Genomic DNA, 25,356 nt, shown 5'->3' on the forward strand with positions numbered 1-25,356 from the left:
GAAAATCTATTAAAATCCATATCCAATTATATTATAGGCGCGCTCAATCAAATTAAAAACTATTAGATTGAGTGAAAAATAGAAGCCATTAATGAAAAAGGTTGAAGTTGTTGCAGGTGTGATATTTTGTCAAGATCAGGTTCTATGTGTTCAGAGACCAAAAAACAAATTCAATTACATTTCAGAGAAATTTGAATTTCCCGGAGGGAAAATTGAAGAAGGCGAAACCAAAGAAGAAGCTTTGCACCGCGAACTATTGGAAGAACTAAATCTTTCAACAAAAATCAAATCCTTCTACCTAACGGTTGTGCATCAATACCCAGATTTTGAATTAACCATGCACAGTTTTACGTGTGAAGTTGAATCGAAAGAACTCACCCTTCATGAACACATTGATCAAAAATGGCTAACGATTAACGAACTTACAGTACTAGATTGGGCTGCTGCCGATATTCCAATAGTCGATAAACTTGTTTCTAATGGATGACCTGATCCTAAGTTTCAATAAGAGTTTACAGACTGGGTATGTAGACAAGTCCATTTTATCTAATCTCGATTTCCAACCAGAGTTACTCGTGAACCAAAAGAATCCACCGAAAAAGGTGCTTTCAACTATTCTTCATGAGCTTGAAAATTGTAATCAGTTTTTTATATCCGTAGCATTTGTAACTACAAGTGGAGTTGCTACGATAATCAACAAATTGAAGGAATTAGAAGATCGAGGGATAAAAGGCGAGATATTAGTTTCTCAGTACTTGAACTTCACCCAACCCGAAGCTCTAAAAAGGTTAGTCCAGTTTACAAATATAGACCTAAGAATTGCTACAACAGGAAACGCTCATACCAAAGGATACATCTTTAAAAGTAAGGAACACTATAACCTAATTGTTGGCAGCAGTAATTTAACTGCAAATGCCTTGTCCACAAACAAGGAGTGGAATATTAAAGTATCCGCGTTAGATGAAAGTGGTCTCGTTGAAAAAATACTGAATGAATTTCGATCTGATTTTGAAAAAGGAGAGAATGTAACGGCAGAATATATTTTGTCTTATGAAAAAATATATCAGAGTCAATTTCTTCTAAATCGAAAAAATAAGCTTGAAAGCTTAACTGAAACTCAAGCGAAGATCACCCCGAATTCAATGCAAAAAGAAGCATTGAAAAATCTTAAAAATTTGCGGGCTGAGGAAAAAAACAAAGCGCTCATCATTTCGGCAACAGGAACTGGAAAAACCTATTTATCAGCATTCGATGCGAAAGCTTTTAACTCGAAAAAATTGCTTTTCGTAGTTCATCGGTTGACAATTGCGAAAGACTCACTAAACACATTTAAAAGTGTTTTTGGGAACGATAAAACCATGGGTTTGTATTCTGGAAGTGAGCAAAATTTGGATTGTGACTTTGTGTTTTCCACTATTCAAACCATTTCAAAAGCAAACCACTTAGACAACTTCAAGAAAGATCATTTTGATTACATCATAATTGATGAAACGCATCGGTCTGGAGCTGATTCATATTTGCGTTTGATTGAGCACTTTGAACCAAAATTTCTACTCGGAATGACCGCCACACCTGAGCGAACTGATGGCAATGACATATTTCAACTCTTCGACCATAACATTGCTTATGAAATCCGATTAAACAGAGCAATGGAAGAGGAAATGCTTAGTTCGTTTCATTACTATGGCATTACTGACTTATCAATTGACGACACCGAAGTCGAGAGAAAATCGGATTTTAGATATTTAGTTTCGAGTGAACGCGTTGAACGCATTATTGAGCAAGTCAAATTCTATGGCAGCGATAATGGAATTACAAGAGGTTTGATCTTCTGCTCCAGAAAGAACGAAGCCGTTGAATTATCCGAATTATTCAATTCAAAAGGATTTAAAACGATTGCCTTGACAGGCGATAGTTCTGAAGAAGAAAGAGCCAGAGCGATTGAAAAAATAGAGACCGATAATCTGAGCGCAAAACTCGATTACATCTTCACTGTAGACATTTTCAATGAAGGGATTGATATTCCAAAAATCAATCAGATCATCATGCTTCGCCCAACAGATTCAGCGATTATATTCATTCAACAATTGGGTAGAGGATTAAGAAAAGTGGATGGGAAAGGGTACTTGACGGTTATTGATTTCATCGGAAACTATGAAAACAATTACCTCATCCCTATCGCCTTGTATGGTGATACATCTTACAACAAAGACTCTTTGAGGAAATTGATAACGGAAGGCAGTAGAATGATTCCGGGAGCTTCTTCCATCAATTTTGATGAAATCACCAAAGAAAGAATCTTTCAATCCATTGACTCTGCCAATATGCAATTGCTCTCTGACTTGAAAAAAGATTACAACCTTTTGAAATTCAAGTTGGGTCGAACTCCAATGATGATGGACTTTATTGAGCATGGTTCTCGCGATCCTTTCTTATTCGTGGATTACGCTAATTCCTATTACAACTTTATCGTAAAAGTTGAGAAAGCAGAAAACGCAGCTTTATCAAAACAACAAGTAAAGTTACTGGAGCTGTTTGCTAAAGAAATAAACAACTCAAAACGACTTGAAGAAAGTCTAATTCTCAAAATACTCATTGTATCAGGTAAACTTTCGGTGCACGAATTGAAAGAACAGGTGCTTAAAAAGTATCGTTACTCTATTTCTGAAGAGACCATAAAATCTTGCGTTTCTAACTTGAATTTTGAGTTTGTTCGCGAAAAGAAAGACGGCAAAATGCTCCCTGCTAAAGAGATCTATGACTTAGATATTCTAAGCATTGTAAACGGAAATTTTGTCTTTTCGAACGCGTTTTCTGCACACTTGTATCAAACTGAATTCAAGCGCTTTCTGCTCGATTCAGCAGCTTATTCGATTTACGAGTTCGACAGATTGTTTGACGCAGACAAATGGCAAAATGGATTTGTGCTTTACAGAAAGTATTCGCGGAAAGATGTGTTCAGAATATTGAATGTGGCGGAAAATCCCATTGCCCAGAACGTAGGAGGATATCTCGTAAGCCCTGATAATGAACATTGTCCAATTTTTGTGAACTATCACAAAGAAGAGCATATTTCGGAATCGACAAAGTATGAAGATGAGTTTGTAAACAATAAAGAATTTGATTGGATGTCGAAGTCCAACAGGTCGGTGAGCAGCAATGATGTTCAATCTATTTTAGGTCAAAAGGGCCCTATTCGCCTTCCGTTGTTTATTAAAAAGAATAATGATGAAGGAATGGATTTCTACTACATGGGCGAGGTAAGTCCTGAATTGAATAAAGTGGAGCAAACCACCATGCCTAACGACAAAGGGAAGCAGCTTTCTGTGGTGAAAATTCGATTCAACTTAGCTAACCCTGTGACATCTATCATGTTCAATTATTTACATGAGAAGTCAGCGATCAAGACTGTTAAGCCGGCAAAAACAGCCAAAGTCATTCCGATTCAGCAATCTTTGAGTTTTGAAGAAGAAATGAAAAACCCAATTCCATTGTATGACTTTTATGCTGCTGCAGGCACATTTAGCGAATTACAATCAGAGAAGGATTTTACTCTCATTGAAGGTCCAGAAAACAGTTCAAGCAAAGATTATTTCGCTTGTAAAATCATTGGTGAATCAATGAATAGAGTCATCCCGAACGGTTCTATTTGCTTGTTCAAACCATACACTGGTGGTAGCAGAAATGGTAAAATTGTGTTGGTAGAAAACATTGATATTCAGGATCCAGATTTCAACTCGGCTTTTACCATCAAAACCTACTCAAGTGAAAAGTCTGTTTCGGAAGAAACGTGGGGACATACTTCTGTTGTGTTAAGACCAAACTCATTTGATAGCTCTTACCAAAACATAATCATCACTGAAGAAAACGCTGCAGAAATGAGAGTTGTAGGTGAGTTTGTGAAAGTTTTAATGGATACCAAAGATTAGTACCACTTAGTGAAAATATAGATACCTCAAATTTATATTGAAACTTTCGCCCTTGTTAGTATTGTCACCAACAAGCCGCCTTTTGGTTTATTCTTCCTTAAAACACCCCTCCTCCACTTTCACCCAAAGCCCAACACCCCATTTCCAAACATAAACCCTCCCTGTCTAATGCTTACAGCATTTAGTTGACCTTCAAACTATACGCCAATACATATAATTAGCCATAAACTAGATGAATTATATCTAATTACATATAATGGCAGTAAGCTACTGTGCCTAGAAAGGTAAGCTTTTAGCCCTTGTTGGTGTTGTCACCGACAAGCCGCATTTTGGTTTATTCTTCCTTAAAACACCCCTCCTCCGCTTTCACCCAAAGCATAACACCCCATTTCCAAACATAAACCCCTCTTCGTCTAATTCTATTAGAATATTCAGGAACATATCTGATGCTTTTGTGTTGTACAAGAAGCTAGATGATTGGATCAAGCTCCCTTTCAAAAGGCCTGAAATCTAGATATTGTCAGGTCAATTCAAGATCATTTGTACAAGGAAGTAATAGGCAGCTTGAGGCCAGCACATCTGCGTAAAATTCAATATAAAATCAATTATGAAAGCATTACAAATTATAAAATACGGTGAGTTGAAAGACGGTTTGGCCATCAACGAAACCGAAAAACCAAGCATCAACGCAACCAGTATTCTTATTCAAACCAAAGCAGCCTCCCTCAACCCTATTGATTACAAACTGGTGAGCGGAGGTTTGAAAGACATGGTTCCCTTGGATTTACCCAGTTCCATTGGCTTTGATGTCAGTGGCATCATTGTGGAAAAAGGCACAGACGTTACTGGTTTTGAAGTGGGTGATGCGGTATATGCCCGAGTGCCCCTACAACAGATGGGGACGGTAGCGGAGTTTGTCGCTGTTGAAAGCGCTGTGGTTTCCAAAAAACCAGAAAACATTTCTTTCGAAGAAGCCGCCAGTTTGCCCTTAATCGGACTTACCTCCATACAAGCCTTAGAGCGTGTGGGTTTGAATAAAAACGACCGCATCCTTATTCATGCAGGCTCAGGTGGCGTGGGCAGTTTTGCCATACAGTATGCCAAAGCCAAAGGCGCCTATGTATACACAACCACCAGCACCAAAAACGTCCACTGGGTAAAATCACTCGGTGCCGACCGTGTCATCGACTATAAAAAGGAAGATTATAAATCTATCGTATCCGACCTCGATCTCGTCTTCGACACACTGGGTGGTGACTATATGCTAGATGCCTTTCAGGTGATCAAAGAAGGCGGAAAAGTAACCAGCATTGCGGGGGTTCCAGATGAGGAAACTGCCGCTATGATGGGCATAAAAGGCTACGAATTACCAGAAAATCTCGCTCGTCTGATCAAAGAAAAGTCGGCCAATTACAAACTCACTTGGATGCAGCCCAATGGGGAGCAACTCGATGAAATTTCTCTTATGGTGAAAGAAGGTAGAATCAAACCGATCATCGACAAAGTCTATCCTTTCGCTGAAGGTATTGAAGCCTACTTATACCTGGCCACAGGAAGGGCCAAGGGAAAGGTGATTATAAGCATGTCCTAAGCGGTTCATGCTTGTTGGTGACAACACCAACAAAGGCAGATTATTAATCTCTAAAAAGTAAAAATCACATGACTGACAAAAAACAAAACATACTAATAGCCGGAGCAAACGGCACAACAGGTAAAATTATTGTTGAATTACTCCAAGCATCGGACCGCTATCGGCCCATCGCCATGGTTAGAAAGGAAGCACAAAAAGAAGCTTTTGAGAAAGATGGAATAACGGCAGTGCTGGCCGATCTGGAAAAAGATTTGAGCCGTGCGGTAACTGGAGTGGATAAAGTAATTTTTGCTGCGGGTTCCAAAGGCAAAAAGGTAATAGCCGTAGACCAAGAGGGAGCCAAAAATTTAACGGATGCTGCAAAAAAAGCAGGAGTCGGAAAGTTTGTAATGCTTAGCTCTATGGGCGCAGATAATCCTTCGGTAAGTGATGACCTTAAAGAGTATTTGAAGGCGAAGCAAAATGCGGACAATCACTTACGCAATAGCGGTTTGGAGTACAGCATTGTACGACCAGGTGCGTTGAGCGATAAAGACGGTACAGGCAAAATTCAGCTCAAAGAAAAACTGGACAAACAGGGAAGTATTTCAAGGGCCGATGTGGCCAAAACCTTAGTGGAAGTGTTGGAAGATGGTGTACAGCAAAACCAGACTTTCGAAATCATAGCGGGTGACACGCCTGTTGAAAAAGCAGTGCTTTAATTTTCACCCTTGTTGGTGACTTCGCCACTGTTGCTGTTGTCACCAACAGGCCACCTTTCTGTTTATTCTCTAATGTATAATTCTAGATTTTGTAGACAGAATATGTTTGAATTCACCCGGAGTGATTAATTCGTATTCTTTGAATTTCTTATTGAAGTAGCTGGGATTATTAAAGCCTGATAAGTAGGCGATTTCGGAGATTTGATGATTCGTGCTTTTAATAAGCTTTTTAGAAAGCTTAATGCGTTCGCAGGTAATATAGTCGATTGGCGAAATCCCTAAAGTGTTTTTGAAAATCTTGAAAAAATGGGACTTGCTCATACAAGCTTTGTCTACCAATTTATCAATGGAGATGTTCTCGGTGAGGTGCGCCTTGATATAACCAATCGCATAGGCAATTCGGTGGTCGCTCAAGAAGTTCTCTGTACTTTCCAATAAGGAGTTTCTGGCTTTTGATTGCAGCAACCTAATAATCAACTCTTTAATAATACCATCGATAAAAATATCCTTAGAGCTGTGATCTTCAGTAAAGGTATATACCAATCTGTCCACCAATTGCTGGATTCCCTTGTGATTGTCTAAATGAAATGAGTTTTCGCCCAAATTCCAGTTGCCATTCTCCTGCAAATCAATAATGGTCATTTCATTAAATGAATCGACTACTTCATTTATTTTACTCGGATCAATAGTAAGTGCCAAGCATTGCGTAGGTGATTCTCTTGTAGCTTCAGGGAAATCAATCAGCATCTTTTTACCACTCGGAATCACCACAGATTCACCCGGAAAAAAATCGAAAGAGGTCATGTCTTCAAGGTGCATTACCTTCTTACCCGTAAGCATACTGGCCAAAACTGGGTAATCAAAAGTTAAACTAACCTTCTCTGCCGCCTGGTGGGTTTCAAAAATATTAAGCTCTGAATAGGCCGAGTTATATACCGTATAGTTCTCAACCAGAGTCGTTAATTTTCTTTCGCGCTTATGCTTTTGAAGAAGTCTTTCCATGGTTTAAGTTAGAATCAGATTTTCATTTCATTATCTAAGACTATCGTCTTATCAGAATTTATTGTTTTAAACGAGCTTGGGTTTCGAAACAGTGTTATAAATCTAAAGAAAAACAATATGAGTTACAGTAAACCAAAATTTAAAGAAAAATATGGGAATTTCATCAACGGCAAGTTCGTTGACCCTGTCGATGGCGAGTATTTCGATAATACCTCTCCTATTGATAATTCACTAATAGCAAAGTACCCTCGGTCTAAACAAGCCGATGTAGACAATGCGGTAGCCGCAGCAAATACAGCCAAAGATGCATGGGGAAATACCTCAGCTGCCGCTAGAGCAGCACTACTCAACAAAGTAGCCGACATTATTGAAGCCAACCTTGAAGAATTCGCGTTGGTAGAAACTTGCGATAATGGCAAGCCCATCAGAGAAACTCTAAATGCTGATGTCCCCTTGGCTGTTGACCACTGGCGATATTTTGCAGCAGTAATTAGAGCAGAAGAAGGTTCGGCTACGGAATTAGACGAAAACACGCTCTCTATGAACATCAAAGAGCCGCTGGGTGTTGTGGCGCAAATCATTCCTTGGAATTTCCCTCTACTGATGTTGTCATGGAAACTTCCTCCAGCTTTGGCTGCAGGTAACTGTGTAGTATTAAAACCAGCAGAGCAAACGCCTTCTTCGGCTACGCTATTGATGGAGAAAATTGCTGAGGTATTCCCTCCAGGTGTGGTAAATGTAATTCACGGTTTTGGACCAGAAGCAGGTAAGCCATTGGCCTCAAGTTCAGGCGTAAACAAAGTAGCCTTTACAGGAGAAACCACTACGGGACAGCTCATTATGCAATACGCTTCCAAAAACCTTAATCCAGTTACGATGGAATTGGGAGGCAAGTCACCTAACGTTTTCTTCAATAGCGTAATGGATGAGGATGATGCTTTCTTAGACAAAGCCATCGAAGGGGCTGTATTGTTCGCCTTCAATCAAGGCGAGGTTTGTACCTGTCCTTCGAGGTTATTGGTGCAAGAAGACATCTACGACAAGTTCATGGAGCGCGTAATCGCCAGAACTAAAGCGATCGTACAATCGAATCCATACGACACATCTTGCATGGTAGGTGCTCAGGCTTCGAATGACCAGTTCGAGAAAATTTTATCTTATATCAAAATTGGAAAAGAAGAAGGCGCCAAAGTATTAACAGGTGGAGAAGCTTGTAAATTGGATGGAGAATTTGGCAATGGCTTCTACGTTCAACCGACTATTTTGGAAGGCCACAATAAAATGAGGGTGTTCCAAGAAGAAATCTTCGGCCCTGTACTTTGTGTAACCAAATTTAAAGATGAAGCCGAAGCATTGGAAATTGCCAACGACACGCTTTATGGTTTAGGTGCTGGCGTTTGGACAAGAGATGCGCATCAGTTGTATCAAATCCCAAGGGCCATTAAAGCAGGTAGAGTTTGGGTGAATTGTTACCATGCATACCCTGCACACGCACCTTTTGGTGGATACAAAAAATCAGGTTTCGGTAGAGAAAATCATTTAATGATGATGAACTACTATCGTCAAACTAAGAACATGTTGATTTCTTACGACAAGAATAAATTGGGCTTCTTTTAGTAGATCCTCAACATTATAATCTAGGGCAAGCCAAATTTGGCTTGCCTTTTTATTACCTAAATTGAACACTATGAAACTAGAAAGGGTAGCCATAACAGATAAAGCAGCCGCACTCGTAAAGCAGCTCCAAGAAAAACACGGTGAACTTATTTTTCATCAAAGTGGAGGCTGTTGCGATGGTTCAGCCCCTATGATTTTCGAAAAAGGAGATATGTATTTAGATGATAGCGATATCCTCCTCGGTCAAATAGCTGGTGTAGATTACTACATGAACAAAGACCAATTTGAGTATTGGAAGCACACCCACCTCACTGTCGACATTACAGAAGGCAGAGGCTCAAGTTTCTCCTTGGAAATCCCTTTAGGCTTCCGTTTCATCATTCAATCGAGATTATTCAGCGATGCAGAAAGCGCAGCTTTGAATAACAATTCAGTTGGCGAATAACTAGGATATTTTGTTGGTGACAACACCAACCAAGGCGCTACTCCAATAAAAGCAACGCCATTTAAAACTCCTTTCCATACCAATAAACACATCAGACAAGGATGTCGCAAAGGTGTCGTAAACATGGCGCAAGGCCTCTAATGTCTATTTCTTATCTTTGAGCTCAACAATATTCCGTAAATGAAGAATATAGAGCAAGCTCAAAAAATAAAGCAGATCAGAAACCGTAAAGGCATGTCTCAAGAAGGGCTTGCGCAAGCTTCTCAGCTAAGTCTACGCACCATTCAGCGAATCGAAAATGGAGAAACCACACCTCATGGTGATTCATTGCAAAAGTTGGCTTTAGCATTGGAAGTATCTCCCGATGAATTGATTGATTGGCAAATACAGGAAGATAAAAGCAAGGTTTCCATGCTACTTCTCTCTCAATTCAGCTTCTTAGCTTTCCCCGTATTGGGAATCATTATCCCATTAGTGATATGGATATTAAATCGACATAAAATCAAAGGCTTGGACAGTGTTGGCAAAGCAACTTTGAATTTTCAGATCACTTGGTCTTTACTACTTTTTGGATTGAACTTACTGGCCTTAATTACAACCCTACTCCTTTTCAAAACCTTTAGTAATGCATTAACCGCTTCTGCCATCATTACCTCAGTATTATACTTATTAAACCTTGTTATGGTCATTAAAAACCTTGTCTCTTACAGTAAACAAGAGAAAGTCACTTATTGGCCAACACTCCACTTATTAAAGTAACTAAAATGAAATTATTGAATAAATCGAACCTAGAGCTTGCCTTAAGACAATGCGTTTTCTTAATTCTGAATGTTTATGGTCTATCTAAATTATTAGGTGGCCAGTTTTATATGAAGGGAAACCTACCAGCCGAAATAGCCAATACAACGTTAGGCGAAGTCAACAGTTTTTCAATCGCATGGACATTCATGGGGCATTCTTATGCATACGTTTTATTTGTAGCGCTCAGTCAGCTCTTAGGTGCTTGGTTTCTACTTTGGAACAAAACAAAATTATTAGGCATTCTCATTCTTATGCCCATCATGGTCAACATTATGCTGTTCGATGTTATCTTTCTAGATGTTTACCCCGCACTGGCCAATGCAGTCATCGTTACGGTAATGCTCTTTCTCATTTTGAACTACAACCGTGAAAGAGTATTCTCTGCTTTTCAGCTACTTACTGGAGTTAACGAAGCCACTAGCCCGCACATGAAAAGGCGATTATCTGCACTGGTTATCGCCATACTGGCAATCATATCTATATACTTCTTTGATACATTGATTGAGTACTGGCTAGGCGCCAGTCAATATAAAATAACTGGCTAATTCTACTCCTTCAACAACACAAGCACATTCACTCTATAAAGCTTACCGATTGGGACAGAATGGCCAGCTACTTGAATTCTGTTGCCTTCAAGGTTAACAATATGGGGTTTGGCTATAATAGAAGTAAACTGACTCATTACCTTCTACAAACAAGTATTTGACAATGGAGAAAAGGAAGGCAAATAACCCTACCGCTTTCAATCAAATCATAAACTTGCTAGATTCGTCTCAAATTATTGGGTGAATAAAAACCCTTAACTCTGGTCAAGTGATTTAAATGAAAGCATTTACAAAACTCAAATACGGTGGCCCCGAAGTTCTTCAGTTAGAGGAAATAGAAAGGCCAACGATAAAAGATGGTCATATTCTAGTCCGCGTTGTAGCGAATTCTGCCAACCCTGCCGATTGGCATATTTTAAGAGGAAAACCATTTTTTGCACGGTTCACATTCGGGCTGCTAAAACCAAAAGATAAAGTGTTAGGTGCTGACTTTTCTGGTATTGTAGAGGAAGTGGGCAGTAATGTAAGTCGTTTTAAGGTCGGTGACCATGTATTTGGAGAGAAAATGCTAGGAGGTGCATTTGCGGAGTTCATCTGTGTATCGGATGCGGTTTGTGCAAAAATGCCCATGAAAATTGGATTCCCTGAAATGGCTGCGGTGCCAATAGCGGGATTAACTGCCTTACAAGCCCTAATCACGCATGGTCAACTTAAAGCGGGAGAATCGGTTTTAATCAATGGTTCGTCCGGTGGTGTTGGGCATTTTGCGGTACAAATTGCTAAAGCATATGGTGCTCAAGTAACGGCAGTTTGCTCAAGTAAAAGTGCCGAATTCGTGAAATCATTAGGAGCAGATAAAGTCGTAGCATATGATCAAGTGGATATTCATCAGTATAAAGGCAAATACGATTTAGTTGTAGATACACACGGCAACCTTACACTCAAAGACTATAAACGATTAGGGCAAAGAGGAGTAGTTGTGGGCTTTACTAATATGAAGCACATGATCTCACTTCTGTTGAGTTCGGCACTTAGTAAATTCAACCTAGGCCAATTTACAGCCAGCCCAAACAAAGTGGATTTGGAAAAACTAGCCTCTCTAATTCAAGAGGGAAGCATTCAGCCACGGATAGAAAAGACCTATTCGTACCCTAAGATTCCAGAAGCCATAGCCTATATCGAAGCCATGCATACCAAAGGAAAAGTAGTCATGGTTTGGCCAAGTGACAGTAAGACAGTAAACCACATACACTAATCAAAAGAGTTTTCCCTTAATCTTCAACAATGAATAAACTCATTAGCTTCAAAACAGCCACAAAACTAAGTCTAGTAATATTCAGCCTGCTGGCTCTTTTTCATCTCGTCATTATCATTGGCATCGTTCTTTTCGACTACGCACCCATTGAGTATTTATGGGGTGGAAGAATGGAAACAAAAAACCAACTTTTGGGCTTCGAATTCATCTCCTTTTTCATTACACTTCTATCTGTTATCGTGGTACTTATCCATGATCAAAGTTTAAGTAAGCCTCGGTTTAAGAAGGTCGCCCACATTTTTATTTGGGTATTGTTCGTAATGTTTGTGTTGAATACGGCCGGAAACATTGTGGCTGAAACAAACTTCGAAAAGTCATTTGCTGTTGTAACGCTAACGCTCGCTATACTCTGCTTAAGAATGGCCTTAGAGAAAAAAGAAGGCTTAAAGAATCAAGATAATGATAAACTCTGAAGCCTTGCAAATCCAGTTTATAATTAAACTCAAATAACCGTGCTCGATAATTTTGACGAATACTACTTGAATAAAGAAGAGCCTAACAAAAGCTGCTTACTGGCTTTGCGAAGTCTAATTCTGAAACAAGACGAAGAAGTTACGGAAACAAAAAAGTACGGGATGCCTTGCTTCTGTTTCAAGAAGAAGATGTTTTGCTACCTATGGACAGACAAGAAAACAGACGAGCCCTATATTCTTTTTGTGGAAGGAAAACTGTTAGGTCATCCAAAGCTAGAAACCGGCACAAGGTCGAGAATGAAGATTTTTAGGGTAAACCCGAATGCAGATCTACCTAAAAACACCATAGAAATGCTTCTACATAGCGCATTGGATTTATACAGAAAGGGAATCATCAAGACCAAATAAGTCCTAAATCGATCTTTCAATTCTTTCAACTTTCAAATCATAACAATTTGATAAATATCACACTTCGATAACTACACATTATTTACCTAAATTTTAGAGATACTTTATTCTTATTTGTGTACAGCACATATGAAATGAATAGAAGCCAATTTTTATCATCTAAAATTTAAGACAATGAAAAAAATATTATTCCTCACTGGAGACTTCACAGAAGATTACGAAACAATGGTCCCTTTTCAGATGCTTGAAATGGTGGGTTACGAAGTGCATACTGTATGTCCTGATAAGAAAAAAGGCGATATAGTTAAAACTGCCATCCACGATTTTGAAGGAGATCAAACCTATACTGAAAAACCTGGTCACAATTTCGCATTGAACTATAGCTTTGACGAGGTGAATGTTGAGGACTACCAAGGCTTAGTCATTGCTGGCGGTAGAGCACCTGAGTATTTGAGGCTGAACCAGAGAATCATAGAAATCACAAAGCACTTTTTCACTGCTAATAAACCTGTTGCTGCAATTTGTCATGGCATTCAGATCTTAACCGCTGCTGATGTTGTAAAAGGAAGAAAACTCACCGCTTACCCAGCTGTTGGGCCTGAGGTGACTTTGGCTGGTGGAGAATTTCAATCCATTCCTGCAGATGGAGTTTTTGTAGACGGAAATCTAGTTACTTCTCCAGCATGGCCTGCGCACCCAAGCTTTATCAGAGAATTCTTAAAAGTAATGGGTGCTAAAATCGAAATATAAGCCGATTTCAGAGTAGGAATCAACTATAAATCAAATGTCCGTTAATGGCTTAGCAAAGCTTTTGTCGGACATTTTTTTTTGAGAACTCAAAAGAGCAACCTTATTATTTACCTCCCCCATTCTTCACTTTAATCACCTCTGCCATTACACTCAAGGCAATTTCCCTTGGTAATTTTGAGCCAATATCAATTCCTATTGGCGCATGAATGCTGTCAATTACTTCAGAACTAAACCCATATTCCTGTAACCTTTCAACACGCTTGGCATGGGTCTTTCTGCTGCCTAAAGCACCAATATAAGCCACCTTAGATTTTAACAGTATCTTCAAAGCCTCGTCATCTATTTTGGGATCATGAGAGAGGATTACGGCATAAGTGTTCTTGTCTAATTTCAAGTTGGGCAACACTTCCTGAGGCCATTTCACATGTATGGTTTGAGGTTTTATTCTGTATTGGGTTTTGCTGGCAAAAGTAGCTCTGGGGTCAATTAAAATAGTTTCAAAACCAAACATATGCGCCAGCTCCGTCAGCTCTACAGTAATATGTGCCGAACCGATCAGCAGCATGACTGGTTTTTTGGGAAACACCTGCACAAAATGACTTCCTGAGCTTAGCACTTTGCTATCTCCTTCGTAAAAAGCCTGCTCCAATTCAGGTAAGAGCGACTTATCAAATGCAGCTCCCGTGGTTTCTCCATTGGCTTTTACGATGGAATACTGCGGCTTATCTTCCAAACTAGACAAGAGCATAAAACCTTCATCTTGATTTAAAAGCTCATCCATTGTAGTCCAAATGGCTTCTGGGTAAAATGGCTGGACAAATACATCCAGAGCACCACCGCAACTCAACCCTACTTCCCAAGCATCTTCATCAGAAACACCAAAATGAAGTAGCTCTGCTTTTCCATTTTTAATGATTTCGAGTGCTTTTTTCACTAAAGCACCTTCCACACAACCACCGCTCACTGAGCCAGTCATTTCTCCATTTTCAGAAATAATCAATGCAGAACCCACTGGTCTTGGCGAACTTTTCCATGTATTGATTACCGTAGCTATGGCAAGAGTTTGCCCATCTCTGTTTAATTTGCGTATACTTGAAACTATATCAATCATTACTGCACATTATTCACACTAAAAACGAAGATACACTTGCTTTACGATAATCACGGCAGACAACTCAGATATTTGAGATTAGGAGTAACCGATAGGTGCAATCTGCGCTGCTTTTATTGTATGCCCGAAGATGGGTTGAATTTCAGCCATCGGAGCCAAATTCTTTCTTTCGAAGAAATGGAAAGGCTGACACGGATTCTGGCAGAAATGGGGATCAATAAGGTGAGAATTACGGGTGGTGAACCATTCGTTAGAAAGAATATTATGGAGTTGATTGAAAATATCAGCACCATTGAAGGCATTAATTCCGTGAATATTACCACCAACGGAACCAGCCTCATTGAGCATTTACCCAAACTCAAAGCCATGGGTATTGATGCCATCAACCTTAGTCTAGATTGCTTGGATAAAGAGCGTTTTCTGAAGATCACGAAAAGGGATGAATTTGATCAGGTAATGGATTCGTTTCATGCATTGATGGACTCAGGAATTACAACTAAAATCAATATGGTGGTGATGGAAGAGCACAATATTGAAGATATCATTCCTATGTGCGAACTCACTTTACAGCATAAGGTAAGCGTTCGATTTATTGAAGAAATGCCTTTCAACGGGGGTGGGAAAAAATTCACGCCAATCACGTGGAATGCCCGACAGATTTTGGCACATATTCAAGGCCATTATCCTAATGTTGAAAAACTCGCTGACGCAGAAAGCTCTACTTCGCTCAATTATCAATTACCGAATGCCAAAGGAAGTTTCGGGATCATTCCGGCCTATACGCGTACCATTTGCCATTCCTGCGACAGAATAAGGTTAACGCCAAAAGGCGAACTAAAAACCTGCTTGTATGATGGCGGAAGCTTCAGTTTTAGAGACTTCATGCGTGCTGGTGCTACGGATGAAGAAATAAGAAATCAGTTTAGTACGCTGTTCAGCAACCGAGCTAAAGACGGCTTTGAAGCCCAACAAAAATCATCAAATCCTTTTGAATCAATGGCCACCATTGGCGGATAAAATCACCCTATGGAATTCATTCAGTTTACAGAAGCACTTAATATCGTTAAAGACCACCCTTTCATTCCCTTAGTTGAAAAAAGAGAATTGAAAGACTGTGTAGGTCTAATTTTAAACGAAGACCTTAAAGCCGATCGTCCTTTCCCTCCTTTTGACCGGGTGACAATGGACGGAATTGCCATTGCCTTTTCCGAGTTTGAAAAAGGGCAACGGCACTTTAAAATCGAAAAAACTATTCCAGCAGGCACACCACAATACACAGTCAAGAATGTTGCTGAATGTGTGCAAATTATGACTGGAGCCATGATGCCCATTGGCATGGATACGGTTATTCGTTATGAAGATTTAACGATTGTGGATGACACTGCAACCGTTAATATCGAAACGATTAAGCCGCAACAAAACGTCCATTTTAAGGGAATGGATAGACAATTGGGTGATACCCTCCTTAAAAAAGGAACTAAGTTAGGAGCGCCTGAAATGAATATTGCCGCAGCCATAGGAAAGGCCGAGCTTTCTGTGCTCGTTCCGCCCAAAGCGGTAATAATCACCACTGGCGATGAATTAGTCTCCATTGAAACCACTCCTGCAGCACACCAAATCAGAAGGTCAGGGAACTACGGAATCCAAGCCTTGCTCAATCAATATGGAGTAGAAACCTCCATGCATCACATGAATGACAACAAGGCTTTGATGAAAGAAGATTTGGCAGCGTTAATCGAGACATATCAATGCATTGTGTTAACCGGAGGTGTGTCGAAAGGCAAGTTTGATTACCTACCTGAGATTTTAGATGAGCTGGGCGTTCAAAAGCATTTTCATAAAGTAAACCAAAGACCAGGAAAGCCCTTTTGGTTTGGTACGGCAACCAATGGAAGTACCATTTTCGCCTTGCCAGGTAATCCTGTTTCTTCCTTTATGTGTGCCTCGGTGTATATTCAAGCCTGGATAAATGCTTCGCTAAAAATCACTCCAAAAACGATCAAAGTAAAACTTAACAAAGAAGTCAGTTTTCCGCGGCCACTCACCTACTTTTTAGAATGCGCCACTGCCTTTGATGAAAACGGAACACTGCTGGTCTCCCCTTTTATTGGGCATGGATCGGGAGATTTTGCCAATCTTGCTGTGGCCGATGGTTTCGTAATTCTTCCTGCTGAAAAGTCGGTTTTCAAAGCAGGAGAAGTCTATGATTTTGTACCTTTTAGAAATCTGTTTTAAATCATGAGCAAAGAATTCACCCATATAGATCAGAACAAGCCCACCATGGTAGATGTTGGCGATAAAGTAGAAACCAAACGTACGGCCATTGCTCAAAGCATTGTTCAACTTCCAGCCGAAATGAAGGCCCATATCGCTGAAGGCGAAATCAAAACTTTGAAAGGCCCTGTTTTTCAAACGGCCATTATTGCTGGTATTCAAGGAGCCAAGAGAACATCTGAATTGATTCCACTTTGTCATAACCTGCCTTTGAGCAAAGTTGAAATCGACATCAAACTTCTAGAAAATCTTCGGGTTGAAATTACTTGCGAGGCCAGAACTTTTGGAAAAACTGGCGTTGAAATGGAGGCATTGACTGGTGCTTCGGTGGCCGCCTTAACGGTTTATGATATGTGCAAGGCGTTCTCTCATAACATCGAAATTCAAAACACCCGTTTGATAAAGAAGACAGGTGGAAAAAGTGATTTCAGCCAAGCATAATATTGAATTGAATTCTTCCAGATTTTAATAGCTTTGAGTTTATGCCTCATGTAATGTTTACATCTGCCCTCAAAACCTTCTTCCCAAACCTAAAGGAAGAGTATATTGAAGCGGACAGCATTAAAGTACTCCTTTCAGAACTAGAGAAAAAACACCAAGGAATACAAGGCTATTTGGTTAACGAAAAAGGTCAGATAAGAGAACACGTAAAGTTCTATATTGACGATGAACCTTATGACGTCAAGGTACATACCGAAATATCAAAATCGGCTCAAATCCACATTATACAAGCCATATCGGGAGGGTAATGAAGTTAGCAGTAGGCACAGACAAAGGCTTGCTTATCTATAAGCAAGCGAAAAATAGCGAATGGGTTTTGGCCGATATTCACTTTATAGGAATGCCTATTGGTACTTTTCATGCCGATAAAAACCAACATTGGTGGGTAGCCATCAACCACAAACATTGGGGACCAAAGGTTTATGTTTCAGCAAACATGGGCAAAACATTTACTGAAGTAAACAGCCCTAAATTCCATACTGACAGCCCTTTTACACTCAAATCCATTTGGACGATTAAATCTCAAAGCATAGGCCCTGTTCACCGCATACACATTGGAACTGAACCTGCCGCACTATTTTACTCTGATGATTTGGGCAAAAGCTGGAATGAAATGAATGGACTCAGCAATCACCCCTCTCGGTCCAATTGGCAAGGCGGTGGAAAAGGAAGCAACTCACCATTTTTGCACACCTTGTTAACAAATCCAGAAAATGAGGAGCATTTAATCATAGGCATTAGCTGTGCGGGTGTTTTCCAAACTTATGATGGAGGAATGACTTGGCAACCGAACAATACGGGGCTCAAAGCCTTCTTTTTACCCAATTCAGAAAGCGTTGTTGGCCATGACCCGCATACGATTTGTCAGTCAAAAATAAACCCCAACATACTCTGGCAACAAAATCATTGTGGTATCTATCGCTCTAATGACCACGGAAAAACTTGGCAAGACCTTACCGATCAGAAAGGAAAAGCGGTCTATGGTTTTGCAATGGCCATTGCTGAAGACAATGATTCTGAGGCTTGGGTAATCCCAGCACAGAGCGATCATTTGAGAATACCGCACGAGCAAAAACTAGCAGTCTATTACACAAAAGACGCTGGGCAAAACTGGGAGTCTCTCGAAAACGGACTTCCAAACCCAGCTTTTGACCTCGTATTACGCGATGCAATGGACATCATGGGTAATGCTTTGGTTTTCGGTACAAACAATGGTAACCTCTATATTTCAATGGACAAAGGCCAGCATTGGACTACAATAAGTCAGAATTTGAGTGCGGTTCGATCCGTTACCTTATTTCTTTAGTAAAAAAAGGTAGGTGTACTCAGAACGAAAGTAAACTTCAAGCACTTTGAATTTGACAATTCTGATCCTTCAACAATTCTTCAATATGATCTAGATCCAAACTATCTACGGTGTTTTTGAAATTGGCTTTGTACTCTTGCACCAACTCTTTCCGTTTCATTGCCTCTAAAAACCTTCTCATGTCTTCTCTGGTTTCCAATATCAACCCCGGAACAGGGATTGCCTTTTTAGAAGTTGCATCCAAGCGCACCATAGTAAGGTATGAAGAGTTCGTATGCCTAATTTCTCCGGTGATAATGCTTTCCGCCTCTACCCTTATACCTACGGTAACCGAAGAAGTGCCCACATGATTTACAGAAGCATGTAAGTGCACTAAATCACCCACCTCAACAGGTGCTAAAAAATCCACCACATTCATTGAAGCAGTAACACAATAGCCACCTGCATGCTTAGCAGAACAGGCATAGGCCACCTTATCCATTAATGAAAGAATGGTTCCTCCGTGAATTTTACCACCAAAATTGGCATAAGAAGGAATCATTAACTCCGTAATGAGCGTCTTGGAATAATTAACAGTGCGGTAAATTGTTCTATTCATATCGATAGTTTCTGGATAAGGCTAAAGATGACAAAACTTTTCATATCAAGGGATATCTCTTTTAGCAATTCGGGTTTAAAACCCGAAAGTACAACTCGAAAAGTCGAGTAAAACCTTCTAACATAACAATTTATTTATTCTTAATTAATTCTATTGGGTATTATATTCTGTAAAATGCGATACTCTTCGTATATTGCGGCATATCTGCGCCAATGAAACTCCTAAAATTTATCCCTTTCTGTTTTTCCCTAATCCTGTGTGTTGGCTGTAAGGCTCAAGACAACAAGGCTGATCAAATAAAAATGGCATTGCTGGCTGCTCCTGTTGAAGTGAGAGACGGTGCTCATGTTTATGGGTTTGATAAAGACGGAAAGTTTATCACGTTGCGTGAAGGAACAAATGGTTTTATTGTTCGCTCAGATGATCCAAACCAAGAAGGGTTTGAAGTAGTATGTTACGGAGTTGATGCTGAACCCTTTATGGCCCGCGGACGTGAATTAAAATCCAAAGGTAAAGGCAGAGCAGATGTACTCACAATGAGAGAGGAAGAAGCAGAAGCCGGCACATTAAAAATGCCCAATTATGGCTCTGTACTTCATATCTATTATGGCCAAGATGCCAAATACAATCCTGAAACCGAGGAAATTGAGGGAGCAAGTTATAGATATGTAATCTATACACCTCAAGCTACTCAAGCGTCAACAGGATTACCTCTAAGACCAAATGGCCCTGGCCATCCGTGGTTGATGTTTCCTGGAACACACCGGGCTCATATAATGATTACCCCACCGGAGGGAAATTAAAATCTATTAGAATTTACTTAAGGAGGGATTCGATCAACAAACATCAATCCTGCCTTTTTGAATATATTGTTTAATTGAACGGATTTCTAATCCAAAAATGAAGTTATGACAGCAGAATCTAAAGGTTCAAAGTACGATGAGAAAATTGAAGAAGTAATTAGTAAGCTTTTGCGTAGAGGTTTTACCGACATAAAAGCCACTATTGAACCTTATGAAGTACCTGCAAGTATCGTAGGCCAAAATCACGAATCTGAATTGATTCCTGACATTACTGCTGAGAAATGGGGCGGAAAAGGATACTTCGAAATCTCTAAGAAAGATGTAGACCCAAGTGAATTGGCCAGTAAATGGAAAGTGCTTGAGTTATTGGCTAAAATGAAAAGTGGTGAATTTCAAATTTATGTTCCCCATGGTAGCATGCAGTTCACACAACGTATCATAGACAAGTACAGCATTCAAGCAGAGCTTGTTAAAATCTAATTTGAGTTTTCAATCATAACTCAAAAGAGCTTCTGATTCTTCAGAAGCTCTTTTTTTTTACCTAATAAAACTATGCTGAAGGCTTCCCTGCTACAAAACCGGTGCTCCAAGCAGCCTGAAAATTAAAGCCACCAGTCACACCATCCACATCGATCACTTCTCCCGCGAAGAACAAGCCTGGACATTTCCTGCTTTCCATGGTATTGAAATTAACATCTGCCAAGGCCACACCTCCCGAGGTCACAAACTCTTCCTTAAAAGTGGTCTTTCCTTTCACCTCATAGGTATCGTTCAAAAGGAGATTGATTAACCTATTGAGGTTCTTCTTACCTATTTCAGCCCAAATACCTTCACCATCAATTTCTACTTTCTCTAAAAAGAAATCCCAGAGCCTATTTGGTAGGTCCAACGGATTCTTATTCCTGATTTTCCTTTTCCCAATGGTTTGAAGTGAATTGACAAACCAAGTTCTCAACTCTTCCTCATTCATTGTCCCTAACCAGTTCACCTGAATGTTGAAATTGTAACCAAGATCAGCCAATACCCGAGCACCCCATGCGGAAGACTTTAATATGGCTGGGCCGCTCATTCCCCAGTGAGTAATGAGCAATGGCCCAGATTGCTGAAGTTTAGTGCCCTGAACGCGCACAGTAGCATCTGGAACCGACAGTCCCATTAAGTTCTTGATAGGCTCCTTGGGCATATTGAATGTGAAAAGTGAAGGTACAGGAGAAATTATCTCATGCCCCAAATCCTTCAGCCAATCAAAGCCTTGTGCTTTTGGGCTTCCACCAGAAGCGACAATCACTTTATCAAAATGCTGAATTTTCTCTCCAATTTGTAAATCAAAGCCAGGACTTTTAGGCTTAATGGAATATATATTAGTGTTGAGCACCACTTGAATTCCAAGCTTACTCGTTTCCTTTAAAAAGCAGTCAATAATCGTTTGAGAGTTGTCGGTGGTAGGAAACATTCGGTTATCAGCTTCGGCTTTCAACTCTACTCCTCTTTCCTCAAACCATGCCAAGGTGTCTGTTGTCGTAAACTGTCCAAATACTTTTTTAAGTTGCTTTTCTCCCCTTGGGTAGAATTTCACTAAATCATTATTATTAAAGCAAGCGTGCGTTACATTGCAGCGCCCACCTCCAGAAACCTTTACTTTAGAAAGTAGCTTTCCAGTTTTCTCAAAAATGGTTACCCTAGCATCGGGTGAGTGAACTTTACAAGAAAAGGCGGCAAAAAACCCTGCCGCCCCTCCTCCAATAACTGCTATATTTTGGGGCATAGCCCAAAGATATAAAGACTAATTCAATGCCTTACTCTATCCTTAAAGTTTCAACTGGGTTTGAACTTGCTACACGATAAGACTGTAGACTCACTGTCAGTAGCGCAATGAGCCAAGAGCCAATACCTACAACCAGAAAGATCCCGATGCCTATACCAATACTGTTGGCATAACTCGCTAACCATTGGTCCATCATATAATAAGTGATTGGTGCTGAGATGATGAATGCGATCAATACCAAAGCGGTAAATTTCTTCGAGAGAATCATTACTATTTGGCTTACCGAAGCACCCAACACTTTTCTAATTCCCATTTCTTTCAAACGCTGTTTAACGGTAAAGGAAGCCAAACCGAAAAGACCAAGGGAGGCAATGATAATGGCCAAAACAGACAGTATGCTAATCACTTTTGTCAGCTGTTGCTCCGACTGGTACATCTTATCGATGTGGTCATCCAAAAACTGATACTCAAACGGACGCTGAGGATAAAGTGTAGACCATACTGCTTCAATTTCAGCAAGGCCTTCTTGCAGTTTATCTGCTCTCAGTTTCACATCTACTTCGCTCCAACCCCATGGTTGTTGACTCATGAAAAGTGGCTCTACTTTCAAATTGAGCTTATTGTAGCTAAAGTCCTTTACAATCCCCACTATGACTCCAAGCGTGTCGTTTCCGCCAAAATGGAATGGCATCCCCAGCACTTCTCTGTCGCCAGCGCCTAACTCTTTGGCTAAGGTTTCATTCACTACAAAACTTAACCCTGCTTTATCATTGGCATACTGGTCACTCAAAGCCCTGCCCTCCAAAATTTCCATTTCAAAGAAGTCCATAAAATTATTGTCTACCACCACAAACGAACTAGAGCCATTAATCAAAGCGGTGTCGGCCCTGTACTGCATGCTTGTCTGGTGTAAGTTATTACCCAATCGTTGCGTAGTAGCGGTTACATCGGTAATGTTCGATTGATTTCTCAATTCGGTTTTGAATAATTCGTATTTCGAATTGGTGTCATTATACATGTTGACGGTGACCACCAATTCCTTTTTGAAGCCCAAATCGAGGTTCTGCATATAATTAAGCTGCTGAGTAGCCAAGACAGTACCAATGATAATAGCGATGGCAATGGCATATTGAAACACTACCAGTGCATTTCTGAAGAAGGATTTACCAGCCTTCATTCCGCTGCCTTTCAAAGCCATTACCGTATTGAAACCAGACATCACCAAAGCGGGGTAGACTCCTGATAAAAAGCCGATGAATATAGCAATAGCCAAAACCAGAATAAGGTGGAGTGGTTGGAAGAAAAACGATAGATCAAGGTTTCTATCTATAATTCCGTTCAGAGGCCCAATGGCGGCAAAACTCAATAAAAAGGCAATAATTAACGCAATAAAGGACAACATAATCGACTCCATCATAAACTGTCCTGTAATCTGTCCTTTATAGGCCCCTATTGACTTTCTAACACCAACTTCCCTAGATCGGGTAGCTGCTCTAGCAGTAGAAAGATTCATGAAGTTGATACTGGCAATGAGCAGAACGAAAAAGGCCAGAATCAGAAATATATTCACTGAGCTACGCGCAAATTTCTTGTGGTTATTGTAGTCGTGAGTAATGTCCATGGAGCCCAAATGCACGTCAGACAAAGGTTGAAGAAATAAGGAGTAAAACTCCAACACCTCTTCGCCCATGTATTTCACCAGAAAGTCATCAAACTTGGCTTCAAGCTTTTCAACATCTGTGTTATTCGCCAGCTGCAAATAGGTATTGAGGTAATTCGATCCCCATCCATTTCTTCTTTGTTCTGAATCCCAAAGTTTTGTGCTCGTCAAAGCATCGAACTGTAAGTGAGAATTATCGGGCACATCTGCGAACACGCCTGTTACCTTTATTTGGTTCTCATCTCCCTCACCAGTTCTAATAACTTGGCCAATTGGGTTTTCGTCTCCAAAAATTCGCTTGGCCAATGTTTCGCTTAAAATCAGATTGTTAGGTTCATCAAATACGGAATACCTGTTTCCTTCTATCATCTGAAAATCGAACATCTTCAAAAAGGAAGTATCAACTCGAACAAGGTTTTCGGTATAGTGTGATTGATCTTTATATTGAACCAATGTTCTGCCCAATGTCCAATAGCGAGTAAAATCCGTAATTTCAGGATAATCAGCCAGTAGGTTTGGCCCCATGGGATACATGGATAAGGCTACTTTTTGCTCTGAAACAGCGCCAAAGCTCTGCACCTCGTCCAGCCGGTAGATGTTGGCCTTCTTTTCATGAAAGCCATCGAAACTGAGTTCGTTGTTGACAAAAAGAAGAATGAGCAAGCAAGAAGCCATGCCCAAAGCAAGCCCGAAAATATTAATGAATGAATAGCCCTTGTATTTGAGCAAATTTCGGAAGGTGATTTTGAAATAGTTTTTGTACATGACCAGTGGGTTATAAAATGTGAGTTTTCGTTTTAAACCAAAATTGCGAAGTGAGCAAAGCACATCAATGAAGTAGCGCCATTTGGCCCTTGCCATGCTCATATCGTGTAATCGTTCTTGAAAAAGTTCGGCCAAATCGCCTTCCACTTCATCGTAGATTTCGGGAGAAATGATCCGTTTCAGTAATTTCCTTAATAATACAGGAGGCTGTTGTTGTTTCATTTTTGAGTTGATAACTGTGGAATTGCATTCCAAAAGGACTGACGCAATGATTGAGCTTCTCTCAAGGATTTAAAGCCATAAGCGGTGACCTTAAAAAAACGCTTACTCTTCCCTCCTCTTGTTTTTGTAGCCCCTCCAACGCTGGACTCTAAAAAACCTTTTTCTTCCAACCGATATAAGGCAGTATGAATGGCACTGATGTTCGCTTTGCGATCGGCCTTCTCTTCTATTTCACTTTTTACCACCACAGCATAAGCGTTATCATTAAGTGCGGCAACCGCCAAAAGCACAAGTTCTTCGAATTCTCCCAGGTGTGTCCCTCTCATTACAATAACATTATCATCACTTTTGTAAACAATATACTCAAGACTATGTAAAAGGTTACAAAGCTGAACGATTATTTAGGCAGGCCGGAGCCACAACATGTGCAATGAAATCCATGCTTTGTAGAAAAGTCTCACATGAAAACAGACTCGTTTTTCACAACAAAAATACACAAACATCTGTATAACAAGCAGTTATAAACAAACTTCAATTGATGGAACGGCTGTTGCGCCTATTTAAGCAGAACTAAATAAAAAAACATGGACGCAATAAAAGATAAAATCAAAGGAAACTGGAATCAACTTAAAGGTAAAGTGAAGCAAAAATATGGTAGCCTTACCGATGATGATTTAACATACGCTGAAGGCCAGGAAGATGAACTTCTTGGTAGAATTCAAGAAAAGACAGGTGAGTCAAAAGAAGCCGTTAAAAAATTCATCGACTCACTCTAGTCACCTAATAGTTAGCCCGATTAATAGCCCAGTAGGAATCCTAATGGGCTATTAATGT

General features: G+C 40.1%; 27 protein-coding genes. 20 read left to right on the plus strand and 7 right to left on the minus strand.

Annotated elements, in window-relative coordinates:
• Positions 1 to 91 precede the first annotated feature (91 nt).
• The 4 genes from VOI17_RS06460 (at position 92) to VOI17_RS06475 (ending at position 6,221) form a co-directional block, all read left to right on the plus strand.
• Positions 92 to 487: a (deoxy)nucleoside triphosphate pyrophosphohydrolase gene (locus VOI17_RS06460; RefSeq protein WP_068413676.1), complete on the plus strand. Its 396-nt coding sequence runs from the start codon at positions 92 to 94 to the stop codon at positions 485 to 487.
• A complete protein-coding gene (locus VOI17_RS06465; RefSeq protein WP_323756426.1) occupies positions 480 to 3,929 on the plus strand; it encodes a DUF3427 domain-containing protein in 3,450 nt (1,149 codons plus the stop codon). Before VOI17_RS06460 ends, VOI17_RS06465 begins: the two co-directional genes overlap by 8 nt.
• Positions 3,930 to 4,536: 607 nt before the next feature.
• A complete protein-coding gene (locus VOI17_RS06470; protein WP_323756427.1) occupies positions 4,537 to 5,520 on the plus strand; it encodes an NADP-dependent oxidoreductase in 984 nt (327 codons plus the stop codon).
• A 68-nt stretch (positions 5,521 to 5,588) separates the two neighbouring features.
• The gene (locus tag VOI17_RS06475) at positions 5,589 to 6,221 is read left to right on the plus strand and encodes an SDR family oxidoreductase (protein ID WP_323756428.1); all 633 of its coding nucleotides are present in this window, start codon (positions 5,589 to 5,591) and stop codon (positions 6,219 to 6,221) included.
• A gap of 69 nt (positions 6,222 to 6,290) precedes the next feature.
• Here the strand turns inward: VOI17_RS06475 and VOI17_RS06480 are convergent, their stop codons facing one another.
• Entirely contained in the window at positions 6,291 to 7,223 is a 933-nt protein-coding gene (locus VOI17_RS06480; protein ID WP_323756429.1) for an AraC family transcriptional regulator, read from the minus strand.
• A gap of 117 nt (positions 7,224 to 7,340) precedes the next feature.
• Here VOI17_RS06480 and VOI17_RS06485 point away from each other — a divergent pair, with 117 nt between their 5' ends.
• From VOI17_RS06485 to VOI17_RS06500, 4 genes are all read left to right on the plus strand, one after another.
• Positions 7,341 to 8,840 carry an aldehyde dehydrogenase family protein gene (locus tag VOI17_RS06485; protein WP_323756430.1) on the plus strand — a complete coding sequence of 500 codons (1,500 nt, stop codon included), beginning with the start codon at positions 7,341 to 7,343 and terminating at the stop codon, positions 8,838 to 8,840.
• Between the two features lie 70 nt (positions 8,841 to 8,910).
• Positions 8,911 to 9,285, plus strand: a complete 375-nt coding sequence (locus VOI17_RS06490; RefSeq protein ID WP_323756431.1) for a DUF779 domain-containing protein — start codon at positions 8,911 to 8,913, stop codon at positions 9,283 to 9,285.
• 180 nt (positions 9,286 to 9,465) lie between these two features.
• Positions 9,466 to 10,044: a helix-turn-helix domain-containing protein gene (locus tag VOI17_RS06495; RefSeq protein ID WP_323756432.1), complete on the plus strand. Its 579-nt coding sequence runs from the start codon at positions 9,466 to 9,468 to the stop codon at positions 10,042 to 10,044.
• Between the two features lie 5 nt (positions 10,045 to 10,049).
• Positions 10,050 to 10,631, plus strand: a complete 582-nt coding sequence (locus VOI17_RS06500) for a hypothetical protein (protein WP_323756433.1) — start codon at positions 10,050 to 10,052, stop codon at positions 10,629 to 10,631.
• A gap of 2 nt (positions 10,632 to 10,633) precedes the next feature.
• Here the strand turns inward: VOI17_RS06500 and VOI17_RS06505 are convergent, their stop codons facing one another.
• Positions 10,634 to 10,768: a hypothetical protein gene (locus VOI17_RS06505; RefSeq protein WP_323756434.1), complete on the minus strand. Its 135-nt coding sequence runs from the start codon at positions 10,766 to 10,768 to the stop codon at positions 10,634 to 10,636.
• Positions 10,769 to 10,908: 140 nt separating this feature from the next.
• Between VOI17_RS06505 and VOI17_RS06510 the strand changes: the two genes are divergently transcribed.
• From VOI17_RS06510 to VOI17_RS06525, 4 genes are all read left to right on the plus strand, one after another.
• Positions 10,909 to 11,886: an NAD(P)-dependent alcohol dehydrogenase gene (locus VOI17_RS06510; RefSeq protein WP_323756435.1), complete on the plus strand. Its 978-nt coding sequence runs from the start codon at positions 10,909 to 10,911 to the stop codon at positions 11,884 to 11,886.
• A 29-nt stretch (positions 11,887 to 11,915) separates the two neighbouring features.
• Positions 11,916 to 12,359, plus strand: a complete 444-nt coding sequence (locus VOI17_RS06515) for a hypothetical protein (protein WP_323756436.1) — start codon at positions 11,916 to 11,918, stop codon at positions 12,357 to 12,359.
• A 39-nt stretch (positions 12,360 to 12,398) separates the two neighbouring features.
• Positions 12,399 to 12,767 (plus strand): DUF1801 domain-containing protein, encoded by a 369-nt coding sequence (locus VOI17_RS06520; protein WP_323756437.1) that lies wholly within the window; start codon positions 12,399 to 12,401, stop codon positions 12,765 to 12,767.
• A gap of 174 nt (positions 12,768 to 12,941) precedes the next feature.
• On the plus strand, positions 12,942 to 13,517 hold the full coding sequence (locus tag VOI17_RS06525) for a DJ-1/PfpI family protein (protein ID WP_323756438.1): 576 nt from the start codon (positions 12,942 to 12,944) through the stop codon (positions 13,515 to 13,517).
• Positions 13,518 to 13,620: 103 nt separating this feature from the next.
• On the opposite strand, the gene VOI17_RS06530 is transcribed toward VOI17_RS06525, so the two are convergent.
• Positions 13,621 to 14,628, minus strand: a complete 1,008-nt coding sequence (locus VOI17_RS06530) for an XdhC family protein (protein WP_323756439.1) — start codon at positions 14,626 to 14,628, stop codon at positions 13,621 to 13,623.
• Between the two features lie 36 nt (positions 14,629 to 14,664).
• On the opposite strand from VOI17_RS06530, the gene moaA reads away from it, so the two are divergent.
• Genes moaA through VOI17_RS06555 form a run of 5 tightly spaced genes read left to right on the plus strand, consistent with a single transcriptional unit; the run spans position 14,665 to position 18,709 of the window.
• Complete coding sequence (gene moaA / locus VOI17_RS06535) at positions 14,665 to 15,645, plus strand: GTP 3',8-cyclase MoaA (RefSeq protein ID WP_323756440.1); 981 nt, start codon at positions 14,665 to 14,667, stop codon at positions 15,643 to 15,645.
• A 9-nt stretch (positions 15,646 to 15,654) separates the two neighbouring features.
• Positions 15,655 to 16,863: a molybdopterin molybdotransferase MoeA gene (locus tag VOI17_RS06540; protein ID WP_323756441.1), complete on the plus strand. Its 1,209-nt coding sequence runs from the start codon at positions 15,655 to 15,657 to the stop codon at positions 16,861 to 16,863.
• Positions 16,864 to 16,866: 3 nt separating this feature from the next.
• Positions 16,867 to 17,343, plus strand: coding sequence for a cyclic pyranopterin monophosphate synthase MoaC (gene moaC / locus VOI17_RS06545; RefSeq protein ID WP_323756442.1), 477 nt, complete (start codon positions 16,867 to 16,869; stop codon positions 17,341 to 17,343).
• Positions 17,344 to 17,396: 53 nt separating this feature from the next.
• Positions 17,397 to 17,651, plus strand: coding sequence for a hypothetical protein (locus VOI17_RS06550; RefSeq protein ID WP_323756443.1), 255 nt, complete (start codon positions 17,397 to 17,399; stop codon positions 17,649 to 17,651).
• Positions 17,651 to 18,709, plus strand: coding sequence for a WD40/YVTN/BNR-like repeat-containing protein (locus tag VOI17_RS06555; RefSeq protein WP_323756444.1), 1,059 nt, complete (start codon positions 17,651 to 17,653; stop codon positions 18,707 to 18,709). The genes VOI17_RS06550 and VOI17_RS06555 overlap by 1 nt, the downstream gene beginning before the upstream one ends.
• Before the next feature lie 37 nt (positions 18,710 to 18,746).
• On the opposite strand, the gene VOI17_RS06560 is transcribed toward VOI17_RS06555, so the two are convergent.
• Positions 18,747 to 19,307 carry an acyl-CoA thioesterase gene (locus VOI17_RS06560; protein WP_323756445.1) on the minus strand — a complete coding sequence of 187 codons (561 nt, stop codon included), beginning with the start codon at positions 19,305 to 19,307 and terminating at the stop codon, positions 18,747 to 18,749.
• A gap of 212 nt (positions 19,308 to 19,519) precedes the next feature.
• On the opposite strand from VOI17_RS06560, the gene VOI17_RS06565 reads away from it, so the two are divergent.
• Complete coding sequence (locus VOI17_RS06565) at positions 19,520 to 20,110, plus strand: hypothetical protein (RefSeq protein ID WP_323756446.1); 591 nt, start codon at positions 19,520 to 19,522, stop codon at positions 20,108 to 20,110.
• A gap of 105 nt (positions 20,111 to 20,215) precedes the next feature.
• Positions 20,216 to 20,590 (plus strand): hypothetical protein, encoded by a 375-nt coding sequence (locus tag VOI17_RS06570; protein ID WP_068413612.1) that lies wholly within the window; start codon positions 20,216 to 20,218, stop codon positions 20,588 to 20,590.
• 70 nt (positions 20,591 to 20,660) lie between these two features.
• Here the strand turns inward: VOI17_RS06570 and VOI17_RS06575 are convergent, their stop codons facing one another.
• Genes VOI17_RS06575 through VOI17_RS06585 form a run of 3 tightly spaced genes read right to left on the minus strand, consistent with a single transcriptional unit; the run spans position 20,661 to position 24,848 of the window.
• The gene (locus VOI17_RS06575) at positions 20,661 to 21,875 is read right to left on the minus strand and encodes an NAD(P)/FAD-dependent oxidoreductase (RefSeq protein ID WP_323756447.1); all 1,215 of its coding nucleotides are present in this window, start codon (positions 21,873 to 21,875) and stop codon (positions 20,661 to 20,663) included.
• Between the two features lie 31 nt (positions 21,876 to 21,906).
• Complete coding sequence (locus VOI17_RS06580; protein ID WP_323756448.1) at positions 21,907 to 24,522, minus strand: ABC transporter permease; 2,616 nt, start codon at positions 24,520 to 24,522, stop codon at positions 21,907 to 21,909.
• Positions 24,519 to 24,848, minus strand: a complete 330-nt coding sequence (locus tag VOI17_RS06585) for a PadR family transcriptional regulator (protein ID WP_323756449.1) — start codon at positions 24,846 to 24,848, stop codon at positions 24,519 to 24,521. The genes VOI17_RS06580 and VOI17_RS06585 overlap by 4 nt, the downstream gene beginning before the upstream one ends.
• 258 nt (positions 24,849 to 25,106) lie before the next feature.
• Between VOI17_RS06585 and VOI17_RS06590 the strand changes: the two genes are divergently transcribed.
• Complete coding sequence (locus VOI17_RS06590; RefSeq protein ID WP_323756450.1) at positions 25,107 to 25,298, plus strand: CsbD family protein; 192 nt, start codon at positions 25,107 to 25,109, stop codon at positions 25,296 to 25,298.
• The last annotated feature ends 58 nt before the right edge of the window (positions 25,299 to 25,356 follow it).

It is taken from the genome of Roseivirga sp., from assembly GCF_034669765.1.
Classification (GTDB): domain Bacteria; phylum Bacteroidota; class Bacteroidia; order Cytophagales; family Cyclobacteriaceae; genus Roseivirga.